The organism is Pseudomonas sp. JDS08PS003 (assembly GCF_045013505.1).
Classification (GTDB): domain Bacteria; phylum Pseudomonadota; class Gammaproteobacteria; order Pseudomonadales; family Pseudomonadaceae; genus Aquipseudomonas; species Aquipseudomonas protegens_B.
Genome location: NZ_CP120724.1, coordinates 4,754,164 through 4,779,942 on the forward strand (window position 1 = coordinate 4,754,164; position 25,779 = coordinate 4,779,942).

27 protein-coding genes are annotated in these 25,779 nt (G+C 61.3%); 17 read left to right on the forward strand and 10 right to left on the reverse strand.

Annotation, left to right across the window (positions count from 1 at the left end; translation table 11 throughout):
* The first annotated feature begins 46 nt into the window (after positions 1 to 46).
* The 4 genes from P7C00_RS21045 to P7C00_RS21060 all read left to right on the forward strand — a co-directional run bounded on the left by P7C00_RS21045 (position 47) and on the right by P7C00_RS21060 (position 2,676).
* Positions 47 to 955: a LysR family transcriptional regulator gene (locus P7C00_RS21045; RefSeq protein ID WP_402887106.1), complete on the forward strand. Its 909-nt coding sequence runs from the start codon at positions 47 to 49 to the stop codon at positions 953 to 955.
* Between the two features lie 101 nt (positions 956 to 1,056).
* Positions 1,057 to 1,557, forward strand: a complete 501-nt coding sequence (locus P7C00_RS21050) for an RDD family protein (protein WP_404937299.1) — start codon at positions 1,057 to 1,059, stop codon at positions 1,555 to 1,557.
* 36 nt (positions 1,558 to 1,593) lie between these two features.
* Positions 1,594 to 1,923, forward strand: a complete 330-nt coding sequence (locus tag P7C00_RS21055) for a DUF6388 family protein (RefSeq protein ID WP_123727947.1) — start codon at positions 1,594 to 1,596, stop codon at positions 1,921 to 1,923.
* Positions 1,924 to 1,971: 48 nt separating this feature from the next.
* Positions 1,972 to 2,676 (forward strand): YoaK family protein, encoded by a 705-nt coding sequence (locus P7C00_RS21060; RefSeq protein ID WP_123727946.1) that lies wholly within the window; start codon positions 1,972 to 1,974, stop codon positions 2,674 to 2,676.
* Between the two features lie 15 nt (positions 2,677 to 2,691).
* Here the strand turns inward: P7C00_RS21060 and P7C00_RS21065 are convergent, their stop codons facing one another.
* Positions 2,692 to 3,441 carry an SDR family oxidoreductase gene (locus P7C00_RS21065; RefSeq protein WP_404937300.1) on the reverse strand — a complete coding sequence of 250 codons (750 nt, stop codon included), beginning with the start codon at positions 3,439 to 3,441 and terminating at the stop codon, positions 2,692 to 2,694.
* 186 nt (positions 3,442 to 3,627) lie between these two features.
* Between P7C00_RS21065 and tusD the strand changes: the two genes are divergently transcribed.
* From tusD to P7C00_RS21095, 6 genes are all read left to right on the forward strand, one after another.
* Positions 3,628 to 4,020 (forward strand): sulfurtransferase complex subunit TusD, encoded by a 393-nt coding sequence (tusD, locus tag P7C00_RS21070; protein WP_123727944.1) that lies wholly within the window; start codon positions 3,628 to 3,630, stop codon positions 4,018 to 4,020.
* Between the two features lies 1 nt (position 4,021).
* Complete coding sequence (gene tusC / locus P7C00_RS21075; RefSeq protein ID WP_123727943.1) at positions 4,022 to 4,384, forward strand: sulfurtransferase complex subunit TusC; 363 nt, start codon at positions 4,022 to 4,024, stop codon at positions 4,382 to 4,384.
* Complete coding sequence (tusB, locus tag P7C00_RS21080) at positions 4,384 to 4,680, forward strand: sulfurtransferase complex subunit TusB (protein WP_053159429.1); 297 nt, start codon at positions 4,384 to 4,386, stop codon at positions 4,678 to 4,680. Before tusC ends, tusB begins: the two co-directional genes overlap by 1 nt.
* Positions 4,677 to 5,012, forward strand: coding sequence for a TusE/DsrC/DsvC family sulfur relay protein (locus tag P7C00_RS21085; protein ID WP_019092901.1), 336 nt, complete (start codon positions 4,677 to 4,679; stop codon positions 5,010 to 5,012). Before tusB ends, P7C00_RS21085 begins: the two co-directional genes overlap by 4 nt.
* Positions 5,009 to 6,010, forward strand: coding sequence for a glycosyl transferase family protein (locus P7C00_RS21090; RefSeq protein ID WP_404937301.1), 1,002 nt, complete (start codon positions 5,009 to 5,011; stop codon positions 6,008 to 6,010). The genes P7C00_RS21085 and P7C00_RS21090 overlap by 4 nt, the downstream gene beginning before the upstream one ends.
* A gap of 88 nt (positions 6,011 to 6,098) precedes the next feature.
* Positions 6,099 to 7,100: a glutathione S-transferase family protein gene (locus P7C00_RS21095; RefSeq protein WP_404937302.1), complete on the forward strand. Its 1,002-nt coding sequence runs from the start codon at positions 6,099 to 6,101 to the stop codon at positions 7,098 to 7,100.
* 67 nt (positions 7,101 to 7,167) lie between these two features.
* Here P7C00_RS21095 and cysG read toward each other — a convergent pair whose 3' ends face one another.
* From cysG to P7C00_RS21125, 6 genes are all read right to left on the reverse strand, one after another.
* Complete coding sequence (gene cysG / locus P7C00_RS21100; protein WP_346635077.1) at positions 7,168 to 8,562, reverse strand: siroheme synthase CysG; 1,395 nt, start codon at positions 8,560 to 8,562, stop codon at positions 7,168 to 7,170.
* Positions 8,563 to 9,843 (reverse strand): serine--tRNA ligase, encoded by a 1,281-nt coding sequence (gene serS / locus P7C00_RS21105; protein WP_404937303.1) that lies wholly within the window; start codon positions 9,841 to 9,843, stop codon positions 8,563 to 8,565.
* A 16-nt stretch (positions 9,844 to 9,859) separates the two neighbouring features.
* A complete protein-coding gene (gene crcB / locus P7C00_RS21110; RefSeq protein WP_016966951.1) occupies positions 9,860 to 10,234 on the reverse strand; it encodes a fluoride efflux transporter CrcB in 375 nt (124 codons plus the stop codon).
* Positions 10,231 to 11,556, reverse strand: a complete 1,326-nt coding sequence (locus tag P7C00_RS21115) for a replication-associated recombination protein A (RefSeq protein ID WP_011062166.1) — start codon at positions 11,554 to 11,556, stop codon at positions 10,231 to 10,233. The genes crcB and P7C00_RS21115 overlap by 4 nt, the downstream gene beginning before the upstream one ends.
* Before the next feature lie 33 nt (positions 11,557 to 11,589).
* Positions 11,590 to 12,213, reverse strand: coding sequence for an outer membrane lipoprotein chaperone LolA (gene lolA, locus P7C00_RS21120; protein ID WP_123727938.1), 624 nt, complete (start codon positions 12,211 to 12,213; stop codon positions 11,590 to 11,592).
* A 68-nt stretch (positions 12,214 to 12,281) separates the two neighbouring features.
* A complete protein-coding gene (locus P7C00_RS21125) occupies positions 12,282 to 14,690 on the reverse strand; it encodes a DNA translocase FtsK 4TM domain-containing protein (RefSeq protein ID WP_346635080.1) in 2,409 nt (802 codons plus the stop codon).
* Between the two features lie 295 nt (positions 14,691 to 14,985).
* Between P7C00_RS21125 and trxB the strand changes: the two genes are divergently transcribed.
* The 4 genes from trxB (at position 14,986) to infA (ending at position 17,774) form a co-directional block, all read left to right on the forward strand.
* A complete protein-coding gene (gene trxB, locus P7C00_RS21130; RefSeq protein ID WP_404937304.1) occupies positions 14,986 to 15,936 on the forward strand; it encodes a thioredoxin-disulfide reductase in 951 nt (316 codons plus the stop codon).
* 72 nt (positions 15,937 to 16,008) lie between these two features.
* Positions 16,009 to 16,689, forward strand: coding sequence for a leucyl/phenylalanyl-tRNA--protein transferase (aat, locus tag P7C00_RS21135; RefSeq protein WP_404937305.1), 681 nt, complete (start codon positions 16,009 to 16,011; stop codon positions 16,687 to 16,689).
* Between the two features lie 58 nt (positions 16,690 to 16,747).
* The gene (locus P7C00_RS21140; RefSeq protein WP_346635083.1) at positions 16,748 to 17,455 is read left to right on the forward strand and encodes an arginyltransferase; all 708 of its coding nucleotides are present in this window, start codon (positions 16,748 to 16,750) and stop codon (positions 17,453 to 17,455) included.
* A gap of 100 nt (positions 17,456 to 17,555) precedes the next feature.
* Positions 17,556 to 17,774, forward strand: a complete 219-nt coding sequence (gene infA, locus P7C00_RS21145) for a translation initiation factor IF-1 (protein WP_002553999.1) — start codon at positions 17,556 to 17,558, stop codon at positions 17,772 to 17,774.
* A 126-nt stretch (positions 17,775 to 17,900) separates the two neighbouring features.
* Here infA and clpA read toward each other — a convergent pair whose 3' ends face one another.
* Both clpA and clpS read right to left on the reverse strand, forming a co-directional pair.
* Positions 17,901 to 20,171, reverse strand: a complete 2,271-nt coding sequence (clpA, locus tag P7C00_RS21150) for an ATP-dependent Clp protease ATP-binding subunit ClpA (RefSeq protein ID WP_346635084.1) — start codon at positions 20,169 to 20,171, stop codon at positions 17,901 to 17,903.
* 29 nt (positions 20,172 to 20,200) lie between these two features.
* The gene (gene clpS / locus P7C00_RS21155) at positions 20,201 to 20,563 is read right to left on the reverse strand and encodes an ATP-dependent Clp protease adapter ClpS (protein WP_011062173.1); all 363 of its coding nucleotides are present in this window, start codon (positions 20,561 to 20,563) and stop codon (positions 20,201 to 20,203) included.
* A gap of 224 nt (positions 20,564 to 20,787) precedes the next feature.
* On the opposite strand from clpS, the gene cspD reads away from it, so the two are divergent.
* Positions 20,788 to 21,045, forward strand: coding sequence for a cold shock domain-containing protein CspD (cspD, locus tag P7C00_RS21160; RefSeq protein WP_102864728.1), 258 nt, complete (start codon positions 20,788 to 20,790; stop codon positions 21,043 to 21,045).
* Positions 21,046 to 21,124: 79 nt separating this feature from the next.
* On the opposite strand, the gene icd is transcribed toward cspD, so the two are convergent.
* The gene (icd, locus tag P7C00_RS21165; protein WP_102864727.1) at positions 21,125 to 22,381 is read right to left on the reverse strand and encodes an NADP-dependent isocitrate dehydrogenase; all 1,257 of its coding nucleotides are present in this window, start codon (positions 22,379 to 22,381) and stop codon (positions 21,125 to 21,127) included.
* A 505-nt stretch (positions 22,382 to 22,886) separates the two neighbouring features.
* Between icd and P7C00_RS21170 the strand changes: the two genes are divergently transcribed.
* Both P7C00_RS21170 and P7C00_RS21175 read left to right on the forward strand, forming a co-directional pair.
* Positions 22,887 to 25,112, forward strand: a complete 2,226-nt coding sequence (locus tag P7C00_RS21170) for an NADP-dependent isocitrate dehydrogenase (protein WP_346635085.1) — start codon at positions 22,887 to 22,889, stop codon at positions 25,110 to 25,112.
* Between the two features lie 164 nt (positions 25,113 to 25,276).
* Positions 25,277 to 25,723, forward strand: coding sequence for an NUDIX hydrolase (locus tag P7C00_RS21175; RefSeq protein WP_346635086.1), 447 nt, complete (start codon positions 25,277 to 25,279; stop codon positions 25,721 to 25,723).
* The last annotated feature ends 56 nt before the right edge of the window (positions 25,724 to 25,779 follow it).

The window sequence follows — 25,779 nt, forward strand, 5'->3', positions numbered from 1 at the left end:
TGGCTTGATACCTTTAAGGTATGCACATCATCACAGGGGAGCTGTCATGGAACTGCGTCATCTGCGCTACTTCCAGGTGCTGGGGGAAACCCTCAATTTCACCCGCGCCGCCGAGCGCCTGCACATCGCCCAGCCGCCCTTGAGCCGGCAGATCCAGCAGTTGGAGGACGAGCTGGGGGTGCTGTTGCTGGAGCGTGGCCGGCCGTTGCGCCTGACCGCCGCCGGGCGGTTTTTCTATGAACATTCCAACCGGGTGCTGGAGCAATTGGGCAAGGTCTGCGACAACACCCGGCGCATTGGCCTGGGGCACAAGACCTGGCTGGGCATCGGCTTTGCCCCTTCGACTCTGTACGGCGTGCTGCCGCAATTGATCCGCCGCCTGCGCAGCAACGAGACCCTGGAGCTGGAGCTGGGATTGTCGGAAATGACCACCCTGCAACAGGTGGAAGCCTTGAAGGCGGGACGCATCGACATCGGCTTCGGGCGTATCCACATCGACGACCCGGCCATCGTGCAGAAGGTGCTGACCGAGGACCGGCTGGTGGTCGCCCTCCCCGCCGGCCACCCCTTGCTGGGACAAGCGGTGAGCCTTGAGCAATTGGCCAGCGAGCCCTTCGTGCTGTATCCGGCCAACCCGCGCCCGAGCTACGCCGACCATGTGATCGCGCTGTTCAACGCCCGCGGCCTGAACCTAAAGATCGCCCAGTGGACCAATGAACTGCAGACCGCCATCGGCCTGGTGGGCGCTGGGATCGGCATCACCCTGGTGCCGGCCTCGGTGCAGGTGCTGCATCGCGACGACATCGGTTTTTGCCCGCTGCAGGAACCCGAGGCCACCTCGCCGATCATCCTCAGCCGCCGGGTCGGCGAGCCGTCGCCGGGGCTCACCCACTGCCTGCACCTGATTGCCCAGTTGCGCAGCGAGATCGGTCGCGAACAGCCCGTGGTCAGCTGACTCGGTGCGGGTGTAGTAGGCCCCCGCCAAAACCACTGCTACACCTCGCCCTGCGGGGATTACACTGCGCCCGATGTGATGGAAAAACTTTGGAATCGACCATGGAAGTCTCAAGAACCCAACTGATCCTGCGCCGCGCCGCCGCCTTCATGCTCGACCAGGTGCTGGCGCTGGCGGTGTATTTGCTCCTGTCGCTGAGCCTGCACGAGGTGCTGGCGTTGCAACCGGTCAGACGCTTGCTCGACCTCGAGCAACAGACGGGGCTGGAGCCCTACCTCCATTCAATGCTGTTCATGCTGGTCTGGCCCTTGTACTTCGTGGCCTGGGAGTATTTCTTCAAGGGCCGCACGCCCGGCAAGTGCGCCCTGGGCCTGGTGGTGATCAACGCCGCCGGGACGCCGCCGACGCTGATCCAGGTACTGATCAGAAGCGCCACCCGCCATCTGGAGGCCGCGTTCGCCTTTGTCCCGCTGATGGCCTGTGCGGAATCAAGCCGCTGCCAGCGAATAGGCGATATGCTCGCCCGCACCTACGTGATCCCGCACAAGGATCTGCAGCAGATACGCAGTGAAATGCCAGAACATCCCCTGTCCCAGGCTTGATGCCTGAAGACTGCCCGTTCCCCTCAAGGAGCCCCGATGCCCGCCAATGCCCTGCACCACGAAATAGCCTTGGAAAGATTTCTCGCCGCCCGCCCCGAACTGCGCGAAGCCCTGGACAAGCTCAATCCGCTGGAGGCCCAGGCCAAGGGCGAGACGCCCGAGCAGTACCGCAATGAACGTCTGCATGAAGCCTTTGAAGCCGAAGCCGAACACCTGGGGCTGTTCGCCTGGGAACTGAGCCTGCAACTGACCGCCGCCAGCCCCGAGGAATTCCACGCCCAGCGCCTTGAAGTGCACAGGGAAGTCGCGGAAATGGCCGGCTTGCCCTGGGATGAATATTGCGCCCTGCATCCTCTCGATCCATAGCCTTGACCCGCACACGTCCCCCGCAGTCCCTGTTCAGGAGAACCGACGATGTTGCCTTCGACTTCCACCCAATCGGCCAGCGCCGCCCTGCAGCACACGCAGAAATGGCGCGGGCGGGTCGGCCTCGGGCTAGTGGCTTGCCTTTCGGTGCTGGCTGGCATGACCGACGCCATCGGCTTCATGGCCACCGGCGATTTCGTTTCCTTCATGAGCGGCAACACCACGCGCATGGCGGTGGCCATCAGCGATGGCGAGCTGGGCCTGGTGCTGCGCCTGCTGCTATTGGTGGCGACCTTTATCGTCGGTAACGCCCTGGGCGTGGTGGTCAGCCGCCTGGCCGGGCACCGCGCCCTGCCCTTGCTGCTGAGCATCGGCGCATTGCTCTGCGCCTCTGCCGCCTGGCCCTTCGAGCAGCATCTGCCGGCCCTGCTGGCGGCCATTATCGCCATGGGCATGCTCAATGCGGCAGTGGAGGAAGTGAACGGCCTGCCCATTGGCCTGACCTATGTCACCGGTGCCCTGTCGCGCTTTGGCCGTGGGCTGGGGCGTTGGATGCTCGGTGATCGGCGCAACGGCTGGCGAGTGCAACTGGTGCCTTGGAGCGGGATGTTCGCCGGGGCGGTGCTGGGAGCCCTGCTGGAACAGCACCTGGGACTCAAGGCGCTGTATGTCAGCGGGTTGTTTGCAGCCCTGCTGGGCATCGCGTCATTGAAGATCCCGCGACGCTGGCAACTGGGCTACAAGAACCGCTGACATCAGGCCCGGCGATCAGCTGAACAGACCGCCGCTGTCGGTATCGATGACGATGGATGACAAGCTGATATGCCGCGGTCGGGTCAGGGCAAAGACCACCGCTTCCACCACATCGCGGTTGGTGCCCTGCTCACCCTTCTGCCGCGCCGGAACTTGCTGCCAGGCCTCGTCCAGCGGCGAGACATCTTCCAGGTACGGTGGATGCACGCACAGCGAACGCACCGGCGTGCCCTTGAGCATTTGCCGCAGGCCGTCGGCCAGGGCCAGTTGCCCGTGCTTGGCCGCGTAGAACGGCAGCGACACGCTGTGCAGTGGTGCATTGGGCAAGCCGCTGATGGAACCGATGGTGACGATGTCCGGACGCTTGGAGGCCTTGAGCGCCGGCAGCAGGCCCTGGGTCAGGAGGAAGGTACCCGTCAGGGCCGCATCGATCACGCCCGTGACCTCGGCAGCGCTGTGGGGCTGCTCGCTGGCCTCCAGCCACATGGCGCCGTTGTTGATCAGGATGTCCACTTGCGGGTGACGGACGTGAATCTCCGCCAGGGCCGCCTTGACGCTGTCGCTGTTGGCCAGGTCCACCACTACGTGATCGGCGGGACTGCCGGTGCGCGCCTCGATGGCCGCGCTGACTTGCGCCAGGGCTTCGGGGTTGCGCCCACAGAGAATCATCTTGCAGCCCAGGTCCGCCAGACTGATGGCCAGTGCCGCTCCCAGCCCGCGACCGGCACCGGTGATCACCACCACCGCCGAATTCAAATCCATCATCCCTTGCTCCTTGTCCCAGGTTGAATGAAGGCGCGAGTCTATCCCTGGTTGCGGCTTCAGGGCCCGGGCAAAGCTTTACCCGATATGTCCTGGGCTCCCGGAGCCAGAGCCTTCGGGGCGAAAGGGGTTTAGCCGATCCACGGAGAAAGCTTTATCATGGCCGCAGTTTTATCCATCGAGTCCGTCATGAAGTTCGCCATCGCCCTGTTCTCCGCCGCTCACGCGCCTTCCTCGCGCCGCGCCCTGCTGTTCGCCCAGGCGGCGCTGGCGGGCGGGCATGAGATTGTCCGGCTGTTTTTCTACCAGGACGGCGTCTACAACGCTGCCAACAGCATCGTCACGCCCCAGGATGAGCAGAACCTGCCCCAGGAATGGCGCGACTTTGTCGGCCAGCATCAGTTGGATGGCGTGGTGTGCATCGCCGCGGCCCTGCGTCGGGGTGTGTTGAATGCCGACGAAGCCCAGCGCTATCAGCGCACGTCGGTGAGCGTCGAAGCCCCCTGGGAGCTGTCGGGGCTCGGGCAATTGCATGACGCGGTACAGGCCGCCGACCGCCTGATCTGTTTTGGAGGGGCGTGAGATGGCCAAATCCCTGTTGTTGATCAGCCGTCAGGCGCCCTGGTCCGGCCCTGGGGCCCGCGAGGCCCTGGATATTGTCCTGGCCGGCGGCGCGTTCGACCTGCCGATCGGCTTGCTGTTTCTCGACGATGGCGTGCTGCAACTGGCGCCGGGGCAACAGGCTTCATTGCTGCGGCAGAAGGACTTGAGCGCCAACCTGCAGGCGCTGTCGCTGTTCGGCGTCGACGAGCTGTTTGCCTGCAGCGCGAGCATCGCTGCTCGTGGTCTGGACCCGGCGGCCTTGAGCCTTGACGCGGTACAGCTGCTGGACGCCCCGGAACTGGCCGGGATCATCGACCGTTTTGACCAGGTGATTACCCTCTGATGTCGACCTTGCATGTGTTGTCCCACTCGCCCTTCACCGACACCCGCCTGAGCAGTTGCCTGCGTCTGCTGGGCAGCGCCGATGGCCTGCTGCTGTGTGGCGACGCCGCCTATGCCTTGCAGCCGGGCACCACTCTTTACGGCGAACTGGGCGCCCGTAGCGGCCTGAATCTGTATGTGCTGGAAGAGGACTTGCAAGCCCGGGGCCTGGAGCTGCCGGCCTGGGCCCGCGCAGTGGATTACCCGGGCTTCGTCGAGCTCTCGATTGAGCATGACAAGGTCAACACCTGGCTATGAGTACCCTGACTGTGGGCGCTCGCGCCATCGAACTGGACAAGGACGGTTACCTGGTCAACCTCGACGACTGGTCCGCCGACGTGGCCCAAGCCCTGGCCGCCAATGAAGCACTTGAACTGAGCCCGGAACACTGGGAAATCCTCGAGCTGCTGCAAGGCTTCTATAGAGAGTTCCAGCTGTCCCCGGCCACCCGCCCGCTGATCAAGTACACCGCCCTCAAGCTGGGCCCGGACAAGGGCAACAGCCTGCACCTGAACCGTCTGTTCAAAGGCACTCCCGCCAAACTTGCCGCCAAGCTGGCGGGCCTGCCGAAGCCGACCAATTGCCTATGAACGATTTCGCCCCCCTGCTCACCCAGACCCCGGAAGAACACCCTTTTGCCCAGTTCGTGCGCATCCTTGGCAAGGGCAAGCGCGGCGCGCGCAACCTGACCCGGGAAGAAGCCCGGGAAGCCATGGGCATGCTGCTGGACGGCAAGGTCGAGGACACTCAACTCGGCGCCTTCCTCATGCTGCTGCGGCACAAGGAGGAAAGCCCGGAAGAGCTGGCGGGCTTCACCGAAGCCTTGCGCGAACGCCTCAACACCCCGGCCATTGCCCTGGACCTCGACTGGCCGACCTACGCCGGCAAGAAGCGCCACCTGCCCTGGTACCTGCTGGCGGCCAAGTGCCTGGCGCAGAACGGCGTGCGCATCCTGCTGCACGGCGGCGGCGCCCATACGGCCGGTCGCCTGTACACCGAGCAGTTGCTGGAGCCCCTGGGGATTCCCCTGTGCCGTGACTGGCCATCGGTCAGCCAGGCACTGGATCAGGGCAACCTGGCCTTCATGCCGCTAGGCGACTGGGCGCCACAGCTGCAACGGATGATCGACCTGCGCAACATCCTCGGCCTGCGCTCACCGATCCACTCCCTGGCGCGCATTCTCAATCCCCTGGGCGCCCGTTGCGGCCTGCAGAGCATCTTCCACCCTGGCTATCAGGCGGTGCACCGCGATGCCAGCGGCCTGCTGGGGGACAACGTCATCGTGATCAAGGGTGACGGCGGCGAGATCGAGATCAACCCGGACACCACCAGCCATCTGTACGGCAGCACGGGCGGCGTCAGTTGGGACGAGGAATGGCCGGCACTGTCGGCACAACGCCATGTGAAACCGGCCAGCCTGGAACCCGAGCACCTCAAGGCGCTGTGGCGTGGCGAGGTGGAGGACAGTTACCCACAGTTGGCCCTGCTGGCGACCATGGCCCTGGCCTTGCGCGGCCTGGGCATGCCTCGGGAGCAGGCCTTCGAGCGCGCCCAACACTACTGGGACGCCCGGGACAGATCGATTTAATCGATCCTGATTGCCCAAGTTTTGCGCTTTTTGTTCGAACCCAGCGCAATAGACTGCACTCCAACGCAAAATCGCTGAGGAGCATTTCATGGGTCTGCTGATCGAAGGGCGCTGGCATGACCAGTGGTACGAAAGCGGCAAGGACGGCACCTTCCAACGGGAACAGGCGCAACGTCGCCACTGGGTCACCGCCGACGGCAGTCCGGGGCCCAGCGGCGAAGGCGGCTTTGCCGCCGAGGCCGGGCGCTACCACCTTTATGTATCGTTGGCCTGCCCCTGGGCCCACCGCACGCTGATCTTGCGCAAGCTCAAGGGCCTGGAACAGCTGATCGACGTCTCGGTGGTCAGCTGGCTGATGCGCGAGAACGGCTGGACCTTCGACAGCGCCTTCGGCTCCAGTGGCGATGCCCTGGACCCCTTCGACTTCATGCACCAGCGCTACACCGCCGAAAGCGCCGACTACACCGGTCGGGTCACCGTGCCGGTGCTCTGGGACAAACAGCAACAGCGCATCGTCAGCAATGAGTCGGCAGAAATCATCCGCATGTTCAACGGCGCTTTTGATCACTTGACCGGCAATGAGCTGGATTTTTATCCGCAGCCTTTGCGCGCACGCATCAACGAACTCAACGCACGCATCTATGCAGCGCTGAACAATGGCGTGTATCGCGCCGGGTTTGCCACGTCACAACAGGCCTATGAGGCGGCGTTCGATGATGTCTTTGCCGAGCTGGACGCTTTGGAAGCGTTGCTGGGTAAACAGCGCTACTTGGTTGGCGAGTATCTGACTGAAGCCGATGTACGGCTGTTCACCACGTTGATCCGTTTCGATGCGGTGTACTACAGCCACTTCAAGTGCAACCTGCGGCGGATTGCCGATTACCCGAACCTGTCGAACTGGCTGCGGGAGCTGTATCAGTGGCCGGGGATTGCCGAGACCGTGGATTTTGCCCATATCAAGGGGCACTACTACGCCAGCCATAGCACCATCAATCCAACGGGGATTGTGCCGAAGGGGCCGTTGCAGGACTTCAGCCGCGCACATGATCGGCAACGGTTGAGTGGGCAAGGGGTTTGGTGCAGGGGTTGAGGACGCTTTCGCTGGCAAGCCAGCTCCCACAGCGATCCTGTAGGAGCCGGCTTGCCGGCGAAGCTTTTCAGACCTCGGACTGAGCGCCTTCGAACCAGGCCAGCTTCTCGCGTAGCTGGACCACTTCGCCAACGATCACCAAGGTCGGGGCATGCACTTCGTGTTCCGCCACCAGGGCCGGCAGGTTGGCCAGGGTGCCGGTGAAGACTCGCTGGTTGCTGGTGGTGCCCTGCTGGATCAAGGCGGCCGGGGTATCAGCGCCGCGCCCGTGCTTGATCAACTGCTCGCAGATCGTCGGCAAGCCCACCAGGCCCATGTAGAACACCAGGGTCTGCGCTGGCGCCACCAAGTCGCTCCAGGGCAGGTTGCTGGTGCCGTCCTTAAGGTGGCCGGTGACGAAGCGCACCGACTGCGCGTAGTCGCGGTGAGTCAGGGGAATCCCGGCGTAGGCCGAGCAACCACTGGCTGCGGTAATCCCCGGCACCACCTGGAATGGAATACCGTGGGCCGCCAGCTCTTCGATCTCTTCGCCGCCCCGGCCGAAGATGAACGGATCGCCGCCCTTGAGACGCACTACACGTTTGCCTTGCTGGGCCAGGGTCACCAATTGCTGGTTGATCTGTTCCTGGGGCACGGCGTGATCGGCGCGACGCTTGCCGACATAGATACGTTCGGCGTCACGGCGGCACAGTTCGAGAATCGCCGGCGCCACCAGGCGATCGTAGAGCACCACGTCGGCCTGTTGCATCAAGCGCAGGGCGCGAAAGGTCAGCAGGTCCGGATCACCCGGGCCAGCCCCCACCAGATACACCTCGCCCGGCGCATGGGGCGCCTTGCCGGCAATCTTGGCCTGCAACAGACGTTCGGCTTCCGCTCCCTGCCCCGCCAGTTGGCGATCGGCGATGGGGCCCTGGAATACATCCTCCCAGAACGCCCGGCGCTGCTGCACATCCGGAAACAGGCCTTTGACCTGGGCGCGGAAACGCGCCGCCAACCCGGCCAGTTGGCCGTAGGTGGAAGGAATCCAGGTTTCCAGCTTGGCCCGGATCAGCCGCGCCAGCACCGGCGCATCGCCACCACTGGAAACTGCGATGACCAGTGGCGAACGGTCGACGATAGCCGGGAAGATCACGCTGCACAGGGCCGGCGCGTCCACCACATTGACCGGGACGCAACGCCGATGGGCATCGGCGGAGACTTGGGCATTGAGGGATTCATCGTCGGTGGCGGCAATGATCAGGGTGCAGCCGTCGAGGTCGGCCTCGACATACCCGCGCAACAGGGACTCACCGCCGCTGGCGACGATCAGCTCCTGCAATTGCGCTTCTATTTCAGGTGCAACCACTCGCAGCTGCGCACCGGCATCGGCCAGAAGACGGGACTTGCGCAAGGCAATCTCCCCTCCGCCGACCACCAACACACGACTGCCGCGAAGGTTGTGAAACAGCGGCAGATATTCCATTTAGCCGATGACCTCAAGGCCACCCATGTACGGCTTCAGCACGTCCGGCACACGGATCGAACCGTCGGCCTGCTGGTAGTTTTCCAGCACCGCCACCAGGGTACGGCCCACGGCCAGGCCGGAACCGTTGAGGGTGTGCACCAACTCCGGCTTGCCGGTTTCCGGGTTGCGGAAGCGCGCCTGCATGCGACGGGCCTGGAAGTCGCCGCAGTTGGAGCACGAGGAGATCTCGCGGTATTTGTCCTGGCTCGGCACCCAGACTTCGAGGTCGTAGGTCTTGACCGCGCTGAAGCCCATGTCGCCGGTGCACAGGGCCAGTACGCGGTACGGCAGTTGCAGCAGTTGCAGGACTTTCTCGGCGTTGGCGGTCAGGCCTTCCAGGGCCTCCATGGAAGTCGACGGCTCGACCACCTGGACCATCTCGACCTTGTCGAACTGGTGCTGGCGGATCATGCCGCGGGTGTCGCGACCCGAGGCACCGGCTTCACTGCGAAAGCACGGCGTGTGGGCGACGAACTTCAGCGGCAGTTGCTTCGGATCGAGGATCTCACCCGCGACGATGTTGGTCAGGGACACTTCGGCGGTCGGGATCAGGTACAGATCGGCTTCGCCTTCGCGAGTGATTTTGAACAGGTCTTCCTCGAACTTCGGCAGCTGGCTGGTGCCGACCAAGGCCGGAGCCTGCACCAGATACGGGGTGTAGGCCTCTTCGTAGCCGTGCTCGCCGGTGTGCAGGTTGATCATGAACTGCGCCAGGGCGCGGTGCAGACGGGCGATAGGACCGCGCAGCAGGGCGAAACGCGCACCGGACAGCTTGGCCGCGGTTTCAAAGTCCAGCCAGCCGTGGGTTTCGCCCAGGGCCACGTGGTCCTTGATCGGGAAGTCGAAGGTAGTCGGGGTGCCCCAACGGCGCACTTCGACGTTGCCGTCTTCGTCTTCGCCCACCGGCACAGATTCGTGAGGCAGGTTGGGAATGCCGAACAGGATCGAATCCAGTTCGTTCTGGATGTTTTCCAGCTCCACCTTGCCGGAGCTCAGCTCGTTCCCCATGCGCTCAACGTCGGCCATCAGCGGGGCGATGTCTTCGCCACGTTGCTTGGCCTGGCCGATGGACTTGGAGCGCGCGTTACGTTCAGCCTGCAGTTGCTCGGTGCGGGTCTGCACGGTCTTGCGCTGTTCTTCCAGCGCTTCGATGCGTGCCACATCCAGGGCAAAGCCGCGGGATGCCAGACGATCCGCTACGTCCTGGAGGTTGCTACGTAACAGTTTGGAATCGAGCATGTCGTTCTCTCGTTTATCAAAGTTTGGTCAAGGACAGGCCGGCCCAGGTAGCAAGCAGCCCGCCGAATACACTCAGTGCCGCATAACCCAGGGCCAGCGCCACTTGTCCGCTTTCCAGCAGACGCACGGTATCCAGTGAAAAGGATGAAAAAGTCGTCAGGCCACCGAGGAAGCCCACTATCAATCCGGCACGCACTTCGATCGGCACTTCCGGACGGATCAGGAACAGTCCGTACAACACGCCGATCAGCAGGCAGCCCACGATATTAACGGCCAGCGTCGCGGTATAGAAGTGCCGCGGCCAATTGGCGTTGATCCAGTTGCCCGTGGTGAAGCGCAACAGGGTGCCGGCCACGCCGCCGGCGGAGACTGCGAGGATCAGGGGGATCAAGGTTTTCTCCGCTGCAGGGGGCTGGCCCGGTCCAGGGCAGCCAGATGCTTGAGCTTCTCGCCGATCTTCAGCTCCAGGCCACGGGGCACCGGCTGGTAGAGCGGCAAAGGCTCGAGCTCTTCGGGGAAATAGTCTTCGCCGGCAGCGTAGGCATCCGGCTCGTCATGGGCGTAGCGGTATTCGTCGCCGTACCCCAACTGCTTCATCAGCTTGGTCGGAGCGTTGCGCAGATGGATCGGCACTTCCAGGGAACCGTGCTCGGCAGCGGCGCGCATGGCGGCCTTGAAGCCCATGTACACGGCGTTGCTCTTCGGCGCACAGGCCAGGTAGGTGATGGCCTGGGCCACCGCCAGCTCGCCTTCGGGACTGCCCAGGCGCTCCTGCACATCCCAGGCCGCCAGGCACAGGCTCAAGGCCCGCGGGTCGGCATTGCCGATGTCCTCGCTGGCCATGCGCACTACGCGTCGGGCCAGGTACAGCGGGTCGCAACCACCGTCGAGCATGCGTGCAAACCAGTACAGGGCGCCGTCGGGATTGGAGCCGCGCACGGACTTGTGCAACGCGGAAATCTGGTCGTAGAAGGCTTCGCCGCCCTTGTCGAAACGGCGGCGGGTATCCCCCAACAGGCTTTGCAGAAGATCGACGCTGATCTCGCCACCGTCCTCCGCCAGGTCCGAGGCGTTCTCCAGCAGGTTGAGCATGCGCCGGCCATCGCCATCGGCCGCCGACAGCAGCATCTGGAAGCCTTCGTCGCTGAGGCTCAGCTGACGCTTGCCCAGCCCCCGCTCTTCCGTCAGGGCACGCTGTACCAGAGTGCCCAGGGCCGCTTCATCCAGGCTCTTGAGCACATAGACCCGGGCCCGGGAGAGCAAGGCGTTGTTGAGTTCAAAGGACGGGTTTTCCGTGGTGGCGCCGATAAAGATCAGCGTGCCGTCTTCCACGTAGGGCAGGAAGGCATCCTGCTGCGATTTGTTGAAGCGGTGCACTTCGTCGACGAACAGAATGGTCCGCCGCCCGTATTGTCCGGCCTGCTGCTTGGCGATTTCCACCGCCTGGCGGATCTCCTTGACCCCGGCCAGCACCGCCGAGACGGTTTCGAAGTGGGCGTCCGAGACTTCCGCCAGCAGCCGCGCCAGGGTGGTCTTGCCGACCCCAGGCGGGCCCCAGAAGATCATCGAATGCAGGGCGCCCTGCTCCAGTGCCTCGCGCAGCGGCTTGCCCCGAGCCAGCAGGTGCTGCTGACCGACGTACTCGTCCAGGTTGGTCGCACGCAAGCGTGCAGCCAGTGGCTGGGCGATCGGGGCACTACGAAACAGGTCCATGGACTACCTTCGAAACCTTGCGGCTGCGGCTGCTTACTCTTGGATCACATCGGCACCCTTGGGGATGTCGAACTTGAACTTGGACGCCGGGATCGATTCGTTGGCCTTGACCCCGGTGAACAGGATATTGGTGCGCTGACCAACGCTGTCAATCAATTGCATGTCGTTGATCATGCCGTTGCGGAACGACAGGCGCAGGCTGTCGAACAGGGTGTCGCGGGTTTTCGGCTTGAGGGTGAAGTCCATCACGCCGCCGGCTTCCTTGGAGGTGATGTCGAAGCTTTCGCTGATCTTCGACACGTCACCGGACAGCAACAGGGCCGGAGTCTGGGTCAGACGCTGGTCGAGCTTCTTGATGGTCACCTGCTCCAGGTCCGGGTCCCACAGGGAGACTTTCTGGCCGTCGGACACCATCAGTTGTTCTTGCGGCGCGTCGGTGTGCCAGTAGAACAGGCCAGGACGCTGCAAGGACATCTCGCCGGCGGTTTCCTGCAACTGAGTGCCGCTGCCGTCGAGGGTCAGCTGGGAGAAACGCGCCGTCAGGGTCTGGGACTTTTCCAGCAACTGGGTCAGGCGTGCCACGTCTTTCGGGTCGGCGTGGGCCGACAGGGTGGTCACAGCCAATACCGGCAGCAGCAACATGCGAATCAGGCGCATGGAATTCCTCATAAATTGGATGGGTATGCGAGCGGCGTGACCTCACGCCGCTGAAAGCGAAACAGGGATCAGTCGCGCATCGGGCCCGGCGCCAGCACTTCGCGGGAGCCGTTGGTGTTCATCGCCGTCACCACGCCGGCCATTTCCATGGCCTCGATCATCCGGGCGGCGCGGTTGTAGCCAATCTTCAGCTTGCGCTGTACCGCCGAGATCGAGGCCCGGCGGCTTTCCAGGACGAACTGCACGGCTTCGTCGTAGAGCGCGTCGGCTTCCGGGTCATCGCCGTCGCCACCGCCGCTGCTACCTTCGAAACCACTGCCCGCCTCTTCGACACCGTTGAGGATGTCGTCGTTGTATTCCGGCGCGCCCCGCAGCTTCCATGCCTCCACCACGCGGTGCACTTCATCGTCGGAGACGAAGGCACCGTGGACACGAATCGGCAGGCTGGTGCCCGGTGGCATGTAGAGCATGTCACCGTGGCCCAGCAGCTGTTCGGCGCCGCCCTGATCGATGATGGTCCGCGAGTCGATCTTGCTCGACACCTGGAACGCCATGCGAGTCGGAATGTTGGCCTTGATCAGGCCGGTGATCACGTCCACCGACGGCCGCTGGGTCGCGAGAATCAGGTGGATACCGGCAGCACGGGCCTTCTGGGCGATACGGGCGATCAGTTCTTCAACCTTCTTGCCGACGATCATCATCATGTCGGCAAATTCGTCCACTACCACCACGATGGTCGGCAGCTTGGTCAGCAGCGGCGCTTCGTCGTGGATGCTTTCGCGGTTGTACAGCGGGTCCGCCAGCGGCGTACCGGCTTCAATGGCTTCCTTGACCTTGGCGTTGAAGCCCGAGAGGTTGCGCACGCCCATCTTGGCCATGAGCTTGTAGCGCCGCTCCATCTCCGCCACGCTCCAGCGCAGAGCGTTGGCCGCGTCCTTCATGTCGGTGACCACTGGGCACAGCAGATGCGGAATGCCTTCGTAGATCGACAGTTCGAGCATCTTCGGGTCGATCATGATCAGCTTGGCGTCTTCCGGGCCGGACTTGAACAGGATCGACAGAATCATTGCGTTGACCCCCACCGACTTACCGGAACCGGTGGTACCGGCCACCAGCAGGTGAGGCATTTTCGCCAGGTCGGTGATGATCGGTTTGCCGCCGATATCGTGGCCCAGGGCCAGGGTGACCGGGGATTTGAAGTTGTCGTATTCCGGGGTCGAGAGCACTTCGGAGAAGCGCACGATCTGCCGGTCTTCATTGGGAATCTCGATGCCCACGGTGGTCTTGCCGGGAATCACTTCCACCACGCGCACACTGGTCACCGCCAGGGAGCGCGCCAGGTCCTTGGCCAGGTTGGCGATACGGCTGACTTTCACCCCGGCCGCCGGCTGGATTTCGTAACGGGTAATCACCGGGCCGGGATGGATGGAATCCACCGCCACTTCGACGCCGAACTCCTTGAGCTTGATCTCCAGCAGGTGGCCGACAGCCGCCAGGGATTCGGGGGAGTAATTGAGCTGTTTCTTTTCCGCGGGATCGAGGATCGAGATCGGCGGCAAGGTGCCTTCCACCGCACTGTCGACGAACAGCGGTACTTGCTTCTCTTTCTGCACGCGCTTGCTCGGCTCAGGCGCCTTGGTGACCACTGGAGTGATCACCGGCGGCACCTGCTTCTCGCGCTCGGACATATGCTTGCTCAAGGCCTGCTCGCGCTCGATAAGACGCTCCTTGACCTTGGCCTGCTCGCGCTTGTCGGCGATGCTCGGGGACACCACCTCATCGACCCGGGCATCCACTTCGCGCAGTTGCGCCACCAGCTGTTTACGCTCGACGCGAGCGTCCCACCAACGATTGGCAGCGCCCTGGAACAGTTCGAACAGGTCGAGCGTGATCTTGCCAGTGACGTCCATCACCTTGAACCACGACAGGTCGGTGAACACCGTCAGGCCGAACAGGAACAGGGCAATGAACATCAGGGTGCTGCCCTGGACGTTCAGCGCATTCTTGGCCAGGTCGCCCAGGCTCTCGCCCAAAGCGCCACCGGCACCGGCCGGCAGGCCCGTGGCGGCATGGAAATGGATATGCGCCAGCGCCGCGCCGGACAACACCAGGAACACCAGACCGATCAGCCGCCAGGAAAACAGCCAGCCGCTCCACTGCCAGGGTTCATGCCGCTGACGGAAGATCTGGTAGGTCTTGATCGCCAACAGCAACGGGAAGATATAAGCGAAGTAACCCAACACCATAAACAGGATATCGGCGCTGTAAGAGCCAGCAGGACCGCCGAAGTTCTGCACATCTTCGATCTTGCTGTTATGGCTCCAACCCGGATCATCTTTACCGTAGGTCAGAAGTGCCATCATCAAGAACAGGCACAGGGCTCCAATGGCGATCAATGCACCTTCCTTGAGCCGGTAGTGCAATTGCTGACGCCAGAGCGGAACAACAGGTTTAGGTGCTGCGGTGGATTTCTTCAAAACGCGTCTTTTCCTGCGCCATAAGCGCGTCCAACGGGTGATTGACTACAAGATACTGCTCAATCCGAGCAGGTAAATAAAGTTGACCGGCGTAACTGGGGCTACTTTTAACACTCTGCCCCTTGCTTCTGAAACGGTGCAATTCTGAATAAGCCTGGTACATCGTCGTATTGTACGGGTTTGTTCACACCATGCCACGTCAGAACAGTCTGTTAAGCATAGCCAATTGCGTAATACGCACTGTTCAATTGGAGCATGCATTCTCTTTTGTGACAAAGGCTTATGAGGTGTTTTTATGAACCAAGCGAAGCATTCACGCCTGATCATTCTGGGCTCCGGCCCTGCCGGTTACAGCGCCGCCGTTTATGCCGCTCGTGCCAACCTCAAACCGACCGTGATCACCGGCCTGCAAGCTGGCGGCCAACTGACCACCACCACCGAAGTCGACAACTGGCCCGGTGACGTCGAAGGCCTGACCGGCCCGGCACTGATGGAGCGCATGCAAAAACACGCCGAGCGTTTCGACACCCAGATCGTCTATGACCACATCCATACCGCTCAGTTGCAGCAGCGGCCGTTTATCCTTATCGGCGACAGCGGCACCTACAGTTGCGACGCGCTGATCATTGCCACCGGCGCATCGGCCCAATACCTGGGCCTGCCATCGGAGGAGGCATTTGCCGGCAAAGGCGTTTCAGCCTGCGCCACCTGCGATGGTTTCTTCTATCGCAATCAGGTGGTAGCCGTGGTGGGCGGCGGCAACACAGCCGTGGAGGAGGCACTGTACCTGTCGAACATCGCCAAGGAAGTGCACCTGGTGCACCGCCGCGACAAGCTCCGCGCAGAGAAAATCCTCCAGGACAAACTGTTCGACAAGGCCGCCAACGGCAATATCCGCCTGCACTGGAACCAGCATCTGGACGAAGTACTGGGGGATGCCAGCGGCGTGACCGGCGCCCGCCTCAAGGACAGCCACAGCGGAGAAACCAGGGATCTGGCACTGGCTGGGGTGTTTATCGCCATCGGCCACAAACCCAATACAGACCTGTTCCAGGGGCAACTGGAGATGCGCGACGGCTACCTGCTGATCAAGGGTGGCAGCGAAGGCAATGCCACCGCCACCGGCATTCCGGGAGTATTCGCTGCTGGCGATGTGGCCGATCATGTCTACCGCCAGGCCATTACGTCCGCCGGCGCCGGCTGCATGGCAGCCCTGGATGCGGAAAAATTCCTCGACGACAACTAAGCCCTCGCCCTACGCTTGTGGCGGGCCATCATTGGCCTGCCACCGCCCTCCCCTGCCGTAAGTCTGGATGCCATGCTGACCTGGTTACAACGCAACAAACTTGATTTCCCCCCATTGGAAAAGGCCATGCGCGAGCCCAACGGGCTGCTGGCTGCGGGCGGTGATCTGTCCGCCGATCGCTTGATTCAGGCTTATCGCCACGGCTGCTTCCCGTGGTTTTCCGAGGGGCAACCGATCCTCTGGTGGTCTCCCGATCCACGCACCGTGCTGCTGCCGGACGAACTGCATGTCTCCCGCAGCCTGGGCAAGCTGTTGCGCAAACAGCGCTATCAAGTGACGTTCGACCAGGACTTCGCTGCGGTCATCAGCGCTTGCGCAGCACCTCGGGCTTATGCCGACGGCACCTGGATCAGCGAGGCGATGCAACAGGCCTATTTGCAATTGCATCAGCGCGGCTATGCCCACTCGGTGGAAGTCTGGGATCAAGGCACGCTGGTGGGAGGGCTGTACGGCCTGGCCATGGGCCAACTGTTTTTTGGCGAGTCGATGTTCAGCCGCGCCGACAACGCCTCGAAATTCGGATTCGCCACCCTGGTACAGCATCTGAAGGAATGGGGATTTGTATTGATCGACTGCCAGATGCCTACCGAGCATCTGCACAGCCTGGGTGCGCGCTCCATTTCCCGACCAGAGTTTGCCGGCTACCTCACGCGTCACCTGGATCAGCCGAGCCGCGCCATATGGGTTTCCTAGGCGGGTTTGACGGCAGTGGCTTACACTTAATTTCAAAGCTTATTCCGAGGGTTGACTCATGACCGAGTTGGCGCGCCTGAAGTTTTATGCCACTCAACCCCATTCTTGCAGCTACCTGCCCGACGAACAGGCCACTACCTTGTTCCTCGATCCCAGCCAGCCCATGGACGTGCATGTCTACGCAGATCTGTCGGAAATGGGATTTCGTCGCAGCGGCGATCACCTGTATCGGCCCCACTGCCAAAACTGCAACGCTTGCGTCCCGGCGCGCATTCCAGTGGCGCAGTTCCTGCCCAATCGTCAGCAAAAACGCATTCTCAAACGCAACAGCGACCTGAGCGTACAAGCGGCCAAACCTGGCTTTAGCGAAGAGTACTTCGACCTCTACCAACGCTACATCGAGCAACGCCACGCCGACGGCGACATGTTCCCCCCCAGCCGCGACCAGTTCTCGACCTTCCTGGTGCGCGACCTGCCGTTTTCCCGCTTCTATGAGTTCCGCCTGGAGGGGCGCCTGCTGGCGGTAGCCGTTACCGACCTGTTGCCCAACGGGCTCTCAGCGGTCTACACCTTCTATGAACCCGATGAAGAGCGTCGCAGCCTGGGGCGCTACGCGATCCTCTGGCAAATCGGCGAAACCCTGCGCCTGGGGCTGGACGCGGTGTACCTCGGCTACTGGATCAAGAACTGCAAAAAAATGAGCTACAAGACCCAATATCGCCCCATAGAGCTGCTGGTTAACCAGAGATGGGTGATCCTCAACTAGAAGGTCTTGGCTTAAACCCCACTTTTCGGGCACAATGCACGCCGCTTTTGCCTGGCGCAGTTGCACCGGGCCATTCATTGGACACCGAGGGCTTTACTGCATGTCGAAAGAAGACAGCTTCGAAATGGAAGGCACTGTCGTCGACACCCTGCCCAACACCATGTTTCGTGTGGAGTTGGAAAATGGGCACGTCGTAACCGCGCATATTTCCGGCAAGATGCGCAAGAACTACATTCGTATTCTTACCGGTGACAAAGTGCGCGTCGAGCTGACGCCCTATGACTTGAGCAAAGGGCGCATCACTTACCGCGCTCGCTAAGCAAGTCAATACAAGACGCCCGGTTATGCCGGGCGTTTTTGTTCGTCTGCAAAAAACTGTTCAAACCCCAGATAGCACAAAGGCACCCTCCGGTGCCTTTGGCGGTACTACTGCGTTACGCGGCCATCAAGCCATTTCCGCCGTGGTCTCGAAATCAAAGGTCAACTCGCCATCCTTGATGTCGATGTGTACCACACCGCCATGGTCGGACAATTCGCCAAACAGGATCTCCTCGGCCAGGGGACGCTTGATCTTGTCCTGGATCAAACGCGCCATTGGGCGTGCACCCATTGTCACGTCGTAACCACCGGCAGCCAGCCAGCTGCGAGCGGCATCGGTCACTTCCAGCTGCACGCGCTTGTCTTCCAACTGCGCTTGAAGCTCGGTAAGGAACTTGTCCACCACGCTCTTGATCACTTCATGACTCAGACGACCGAACTGGATAATGGTGTCCAGACGGTTGCGGAACTCCGGCGTGAAGCTCTTCTTGATTACTTCCATGGCATCGGAAGAGTGATCCTGATGAGTGAAACCGATAGAGGCTCGCGCCGCGGTTTCAGCACCGGCGTTGGTGGTCATGATGACGATTACATTGCGGAAGTCCGCCTTGCGCCCGTTGTTGTCGGTCAGAGTGCCGTGATCCATCACCTGCAGCAGCAGGTTGAAGACTTCCGGATGCGCCTTCTCGATTTCATCGAGCAGCAATACGCAATGCGGCTGTTTGGTGATCGCCTCGGTCAGCAAGCCACCCTGGTCGAAACCGACATAGCCGGGAGGCGCACCAATCAAGCGCGATACGGTGTGCCGCTCCATGTACTCAGACATGTCGAAGCGCACCAACTCGATCCCCATGGCCTTGGCCAACTGCCGTGCCGCTTCGGTCTTGCCGACACCGGTAGGACCGGCGAACAGGAACGAACCCACAGGCTTGTCCGGAGACTTCAGGCCCGCACGGGACAACTTGATGGCGGTAGACAGCGAATCAATCGCCGCATCCTGGCCAAACACCGTCAACTTGAGATCGCGCTCAAGGTTGCGCAGCAGCTCTTTGTCGGAGCTGGTGACATGCTTAGGCGGAATACGGGCAATTTTCGCCACGATGTCCTCAACCTGAGCCACTTCGATGCGCTTCACGCGCTTCTCGGCCGGCTGCAGACGCTGGTAGGCACCCGCCTCGTCGATGACGTCGATGGCCTTGTCCGGCATATGCCGGTCATTGATGTAGCGCGAGGCCAGTTCCGCTGCGGCGCGCAGGGCTTCATCGCTGTATTCGATGCTGTGATGCTGCTCGAAACGACCTTTGAGACCGCGCAGGATACCAATGGTGTCCTCGACCGAGGGTTCGGACACATCGACCTTCTGGAAGCGCCGAGCCAGGGCCCGGTCTTTCTCGAAGATGCCACGAAATTCCTGGAAGGTGGTTGAACCGATACAACGGATATCACCCGAGGACAGGAGCGGCTTGAGCAGGTTCGAGGCATCCATTACCCCACCGGAAGCCGCACCGGCACCGATGATGGTATGAATCTCGTCGATGAACAGAATTGCCTGAGGACGCTTCTTCAACTCTCCCAGCAACGCCTTGAAGCGCTTCTCGAAGTCGCCACGGTATTTGGTACCCGCCAGCAACGCCCCCAGATCCAGGGAGTAGACAACGCTATTGGCCAACAGATCTGGAACCTGATTGTCGACAATACGCTTGGCCAAGCCTTCGGCAATGGCGGTTTTGCCCACACCCGCCTCACCTACCAATAACGGATTGTTCTTGCGACGACGAGCGAGGATCTGCGCAACGCGCTCTACCTCCTGCTCGCGACCCACCAACGGATCAATCCGCCCTTGACGGGCCAGTTCATTGAGGTTGCTGGCATAGGCATCCAGAGGATTGCCCGAAGAAGACGACTCACCACCCTCTTCGTCCTGCATATCCTGTTCACCTTCAGAATGATCACCATGCCCAGGCACCTTGGAAATGCCATGGGCGATGTAATTGACCACATCGATACGGGCAACGCTCTGCTGTTTCAGCAGGAACACTGCCTGACTCTCTTGCTCACTGAAGATTGCCACCAGCACATTGGCGCCAGTGACTTCACGCTTGCCCGAGCTCTGTACGTGAAAGACAGCACGTTGCAGCACACGCTGGAAACCCAGGGTTGGCTGAGTCTCGCGATCCTCGTCATGCACAGGAATCAGCGGCGTGGTGGAGTCGATGAACTCCTGCAGGTCGTGCTTGAGTTTGTCGAGGTTTGCTCCGCAGGCACGTAAAACGGTGGCGGCGGCCTCATTATCCAAAAGAGCCAACAGAAGGTGCTCGACGGTCATGAATTCATGACGCTTCGAACGGGCCTCCTTGAAGGCGAGATTGAGGGTGACTTCGAGCTCGCGGTTTAACATAGCTTCACCTCATACCCAAGTGGTCGGCGTTAACCGTCCTTCTCGATTTCACAGAGTAGCGGATGCTGGCTTTCCCGGGCGTACTGGTTGACCTGCATGGCCTTGGTCTCGGCGATGTCGCGGGTAAACAATCCACACACTGCCCGTCCCTCGGTATGGACGGCCAGCATGACCTTGGTCGCCAGCTCGCGATTCAGGTTAAAAAACATCTCGAGCACTTCGACGACGAAATCCATCGGGGTGTAGTCATCGTTGAACAAAACCACCTTGTACATCGGCGGCGCCTGTAACGCAGGCTTAGCTTCCTGTACAGCCAAGCCAGCGGAATCGTCGTCGTGCAAGTCCGGGCGATCCTGATTGAATGTTAGTCGAATCTGGCTGATTGCATGCATGGAAAGAAAGGTTCGTCAGTTGTGCAAATACAGTGGTGGGGGCGCCCTGGATGGAATTCAACTCCGACCGCCGGGTCACCTTGACTATCGGCAAAACGGTGTTACAACCAATAGGGCCCACATTGGGTAATAAACGTCCGCGGCGTCAACCTTTTTACCAAGTTTGGCGGCGGATGAACTGGATGATACTCCAGTGATGGAGTCTGTTGCAGAGGGATATGAGTATGGCTAGCGGTAAGGTCAAGTGGTTCAACAATGCCAAGGGTTATGGCTTTATTAATGAGGAGGGCAAGACTGACGATCTCTTTGCCCATTACTCGGCCATCGATATGGATGGCTACAAGACCTTGAAAGCCGGACAGGCTGTGAGCTTCGAGATCATCCAAGGCCCCAAGGGGCTGCATGCGATCAAAATCAGCGCCTTGAAGGTGCCCGGCGAAATCGTCACCGCCGAGGTCCAGACTGAAAGCGCCCTGAGCTGATTGATACAACATCCAGTCATAAAAAAACCGGCCGACTCAAGGGATTGAGTCGGCCGGTTTGCTTTCAGCCCGGATTCGCTTACATGTGCGAGATCAGCGCATCACCGAATGCCGACGAAGACAGCAGGGTCGCCCCTTCCATCAGACGCTCGAAGTCATAGGTCACGGTCTTGGCCGAGATGGCGCCATTGGTGCCCTTGATGATCAGGTCGGCCGCTTCGGTCCAGCCCATGTGGCGCAGCATCATCTCCGCAGAGAGAATCAGCGAGCCTGGGTTGACCTGGTCCTTGCCGGCGTACTTGGGCGCGGTACCGTGGGTCGCTTCGAACATGGCCACGGTGTCGGACAGGTTGGCCCCCGGAGCGATACCGATACCACCGACTTCCGCCGCCAGGGCGTCGGACAGATAGTCACCATTGAGGTTGAGGGTCGCGATCACATCGTACTCGGCCGGGCGCAGCAGGATCTGCTGGAGCATGGCGTCAGCGATAGCATCCTTGACGATGACGTTCTTGCCGGTTTTCGGGTTCTTGAACTGCATCCAAGGGCCGCCGTCCAGCAAGGTTGCGCCGAACTCTTCAGCCGCCACTTCGTAGGCCCACTCTTTGAAGGCACCTTCGGTGAACTTCATGATGTTGCCTTTGTGGACGATGGTCAGCGAGTCGCGGTCGTTATCCACTACATATTGCAGCGCCTTGCGCGCCAGACGCTTGGTGCCCTGCAGGGAAACCGGCTTGACGCCGATGCCGCAGTTTTCGTCGAAACGGATCTTGGTGACGCCCATTTCTTCTTTAAGGAACTTGATGACCTTGGTGGCCTCTGCCGTACCGGCCTTCCACTCGATACCGGCGTAAATGTCTTCGGAGTTTTCACGGAAGATGGTCATGTCCACATCGCCAGGCTTTTTCACCGGGCTGGGCACGCCTTCGAACCAACGCACCGGGCGCAGGCATACATACAGGTCCAGCTGTTGACGCAGGGCCACGTTCAGGGAACGGATGCCACCACCGACCGGTGTGGTCAGCGGGCCCTTGATGGAAACCACGTAGTCCTTCACCGCGTCCAGGGTTTCCTGAGGCAGCCAGGTATCCTGGTCGTACACTTGAGTCGCTTTTTCCCCGGCATACACTTCCATCCAGGAAATCTTGCGTTCGCCGCCGTAAGCCTTCTTAACCGCAGCATCGACAACCTTGATCATGACCGGGCTGATATCAACACCAATACCGTCGCCTTCGATGAAAGGAATAATCGGGTTGTTAGGAACATTGAGAGAATGGTCTGCGTTGACGGTGATTTTGTCGCCGACTGCTGGAACCTGAATCTTCTTGTATCCCATGCTGAACTCCGTTGTGTGGATTGAACATCTGGCTGCGTTCGAGCGTAACCCAGTTGAATCTGGACGGGAACCTCATGTTCCACCCATATGCCGTGAAAGCTGCACAGTTCGCGGCCTACAAGCCTGAAAGCAAAGGGAAAAGTGCCAAAATCGAGCACCTCGAACGACTCTACGCCTGCACCCCGCCTGCGACCTTTAGACCAATGGACGAGAACGGGCACCTATGAAGCATCGGCGTTTTGCTAGCTACCTATGTATAATGCCGCCGCTGACCACAGAGTCACGACGGCCGAACGCTCTGCTACCGAATAAAACAAGCCGAGAATGGCCGCCCAAAGCCGGGTTGTTACCGCAGCCCACCCGCTTGACGCTCGACTGATGCACCCAACATCACCGCGAAGAAACCTCGACATTCGGCTCATGGATGACCTTTGAACGAAAGCGCTTACCCGGCGCACCTCGAGTTTCTGCGCACGCTTTAGCAAAGAAGAGAGTTAATCCGAATATGCCCACCCGCTCGAAGATCATCTACACCTTCACCGACGAAGCCCCGGCCCTCGCCACCTATTCCCTGCTGCCTATCGTAGAAGCCTTCACCGCTTCGGCTGATATCGCCGTGGAAACCCGCGACATCTCCCTGGCCGGCCGCATCCTCGCCAGCTTCCCTGAGCAGTTGGGTGCCAAAGCGGTACCGGACCACCTCGCCGAACTGGGCGAACTGGCGGTCACCCCGGAAGCCAACATCATCAAGCTGCCGAACATCAGCGCCTCGGTACCGCAACTGCAAGCCGCGATCAAAGAGCTCCAGGCCCTGGGCTATGCCCTGCCGGACTATCCCGAGACCGTCACCAGCGACGCCGACAAAGACGCCAAGGCCCGTTACGACAAGGTCAAGGGCAGCGCCGTGAACCCGGTCCTGCGTGAAGGCAACTCCGACCGCCGCGCCCCGCTGTCGGTGAAGAACTACGCGCGCAAGCACCCGCACAAGATGGGCGCCTGGGCCAAGGACTCCAAGTCCCACGTTGCCCACATGAGCAACGGCGACTTCTACGGCAGCGAAAAAGCTGCCCTGATCGAAGGCGCAGACAGCGTTAAAATCGAGCTGATTGCTCAAGACGGCACAGCCACCGTCCTGAAGGAAAAGACCACCGTGCAAGCCGGTGAGATCCTCGATTGCGCAGTCATGAGCAAAAAGGCCCTGCGTGCCTTCATCGCCGCCGAAATCGAAGACGCCAAGAAGCAAGGCGTACTGCTGTCGGTGCACCTCAAAGCCACCATGATGAAAGTCTCCGACCCGATCATGTTCGGCCAGATCGTTGCCGAGTTCTATCAGGACGCCCTGAGCAAGCACGCCGCCGTGCTGCAAGAAATCGGCTTCAACCTGAATAACGGCATCGGCGACCTGTACGCCCGCATCAAGGCCCTGCCAGCCGACCAGCAAGCTGCGATCGAAGCCGACATCCAGGCCGTCTACGCAGCCCGCCCTGCCCTGGCTATGGTCAACTCCGACAAAGGCATCACCAACCTGCACGTGCCGAGCGACGTGATCGTCGACGCTTCGATGCCGGCCATGATCCGTGACTCCGGCAAGATGTGGGGCACCGACGGCCAGCTGCACGACACCAAGGCAGTGATCCCGGACCGTTGCTACGCCACCATCTACCAGGCGGTGATCGAAGACTGCAAAGCCAATGGCGCATTCGATCCGACCACCATGGGCAGCGTGCCGAACGTTGGCCTGATGGCGAAAAAAGCCGAAGAGTACGGCTCCCACGACAAGACTTTCGAAATCAAGGCTGACGGCGTGGTTCGCGTCACTGACGGCAAAGGCAGCCTGCTGCTGGAGCAGAAAGTCGAAGCCGGCGACATCTTCCGCATGTGCCAGACCAAAGACGCGCCGATCCAGGACTGGGTCAAGCTGGCGGTCAACCGTGCCCGCGCCAGCAGCACCCCGGCCATCTTCTGGCTGGACCCGATGCGCGCCCACGACGGCGTGATGATCGAGAAAGTTCAGGCCTACCTGAAGGATCACGACACCAGCGACCTGGACATCCGCATCATGTCTCCGGTCGACGCCATGAAGTTCACCCTGGCCCGCACCCGCGACGGCAAGGACACCATCTCGGTGACCGGCAACGTACTGCGCGACTACCTGACCGACCTGTTCCCGATCATGGAGCTGGGCACCAGCGCCAAGATGCTGTCGATCGTGCCGCTGATGAACGGTGGCGGCCTGTTCGAAACCGGCGCCGGCGGTTCGGCCCCGAAACACGTGCAGCAACTGCTGGAAGAGAACTTCCTGCGCTGGGATTCCCTGGGTGAGTTCCTGGCCCTGGCCGCCTCCCTGGAGCACCTGGGCAACACCTACAACAATCCGAAAGCCCTGGTACTGGCCAAGACCCTGGACCAGGCTACCGGCCAGTTCCTCGACAACAACAAGTCGCCATCGCGCAAAGTCGGCAACATCGACAACCGCGGTAGCCACTTCTACCTGGCGCTGTACTGGGCCCAAGCCCTGGCCGCCCAGACCGAGGACGCCGCCCTGCAAGCGCAGTTCAGCACCCTGGCCAAGACCCTGACAGAGAACGAAGCGACCATCGTCGCCGAGCTCAACGCGGTACAGGGCAAGCCCGTGGACATCGGCGGCTACTACAGCGCCAACCCTGAGCTGGTGAGCAAGGCCATGCGCCCGAGCGCCACCCTCAACGCAGCCATCGCTGCGTTGGTGTAAGCAGGACCGTCCTACACAAACCCCGGCCATGTGCCGGGGTTTGTGCTTATGGATTGCGCAGGAGCCGGCTGGCCGGCGAAATGCACCCACGCCAAACAGGCGGTGCTCGCTTCGCCGGCAAGCCGGCTCCTACAATGCTTACCCCTTATAAAAGGAGAGGCTTTATGGAATGGCAACCTCACATCACCGTCGCCACCATCGTCGAAGATCAGGGGCGCTTCCTGTTCGTCGAGGAGTACTCGGGCGAACAGGCCGTGCTCAATCAGCCTGCCGGGCACCTGGATGCCAATGAAAGCCTGCTCCAGGCGGCCATCCGCGAAACCCTGGAAGAAACCGGCTGGGACGTGGAGCTAACCGGCGTGGTCGGCATCTACCTCTATACCGCCCCCAGCAACGGCGTGACCTACCAGCGCGTGTGCTTTGCCGCCAAGCCGCTGCGCCATCATCCGGACTATCAACTGGACGACGGCATCATCGGCCCCCGCTGGCTGACCCGCGAGCAACTGCTGGAACAACGGGCCAACTGGCGTAGCGAGCTGATCCTGCAGTGCCTGGACGATTACCTGGACGGCCAACTGCACAGCCTGGCGCTGATCCGACCAATGCTTTAACCGCAGTTTTAGCCTTGCAGGCCTCAGCCTGTTAGAATCGCGTCCTTTTTCAAGAC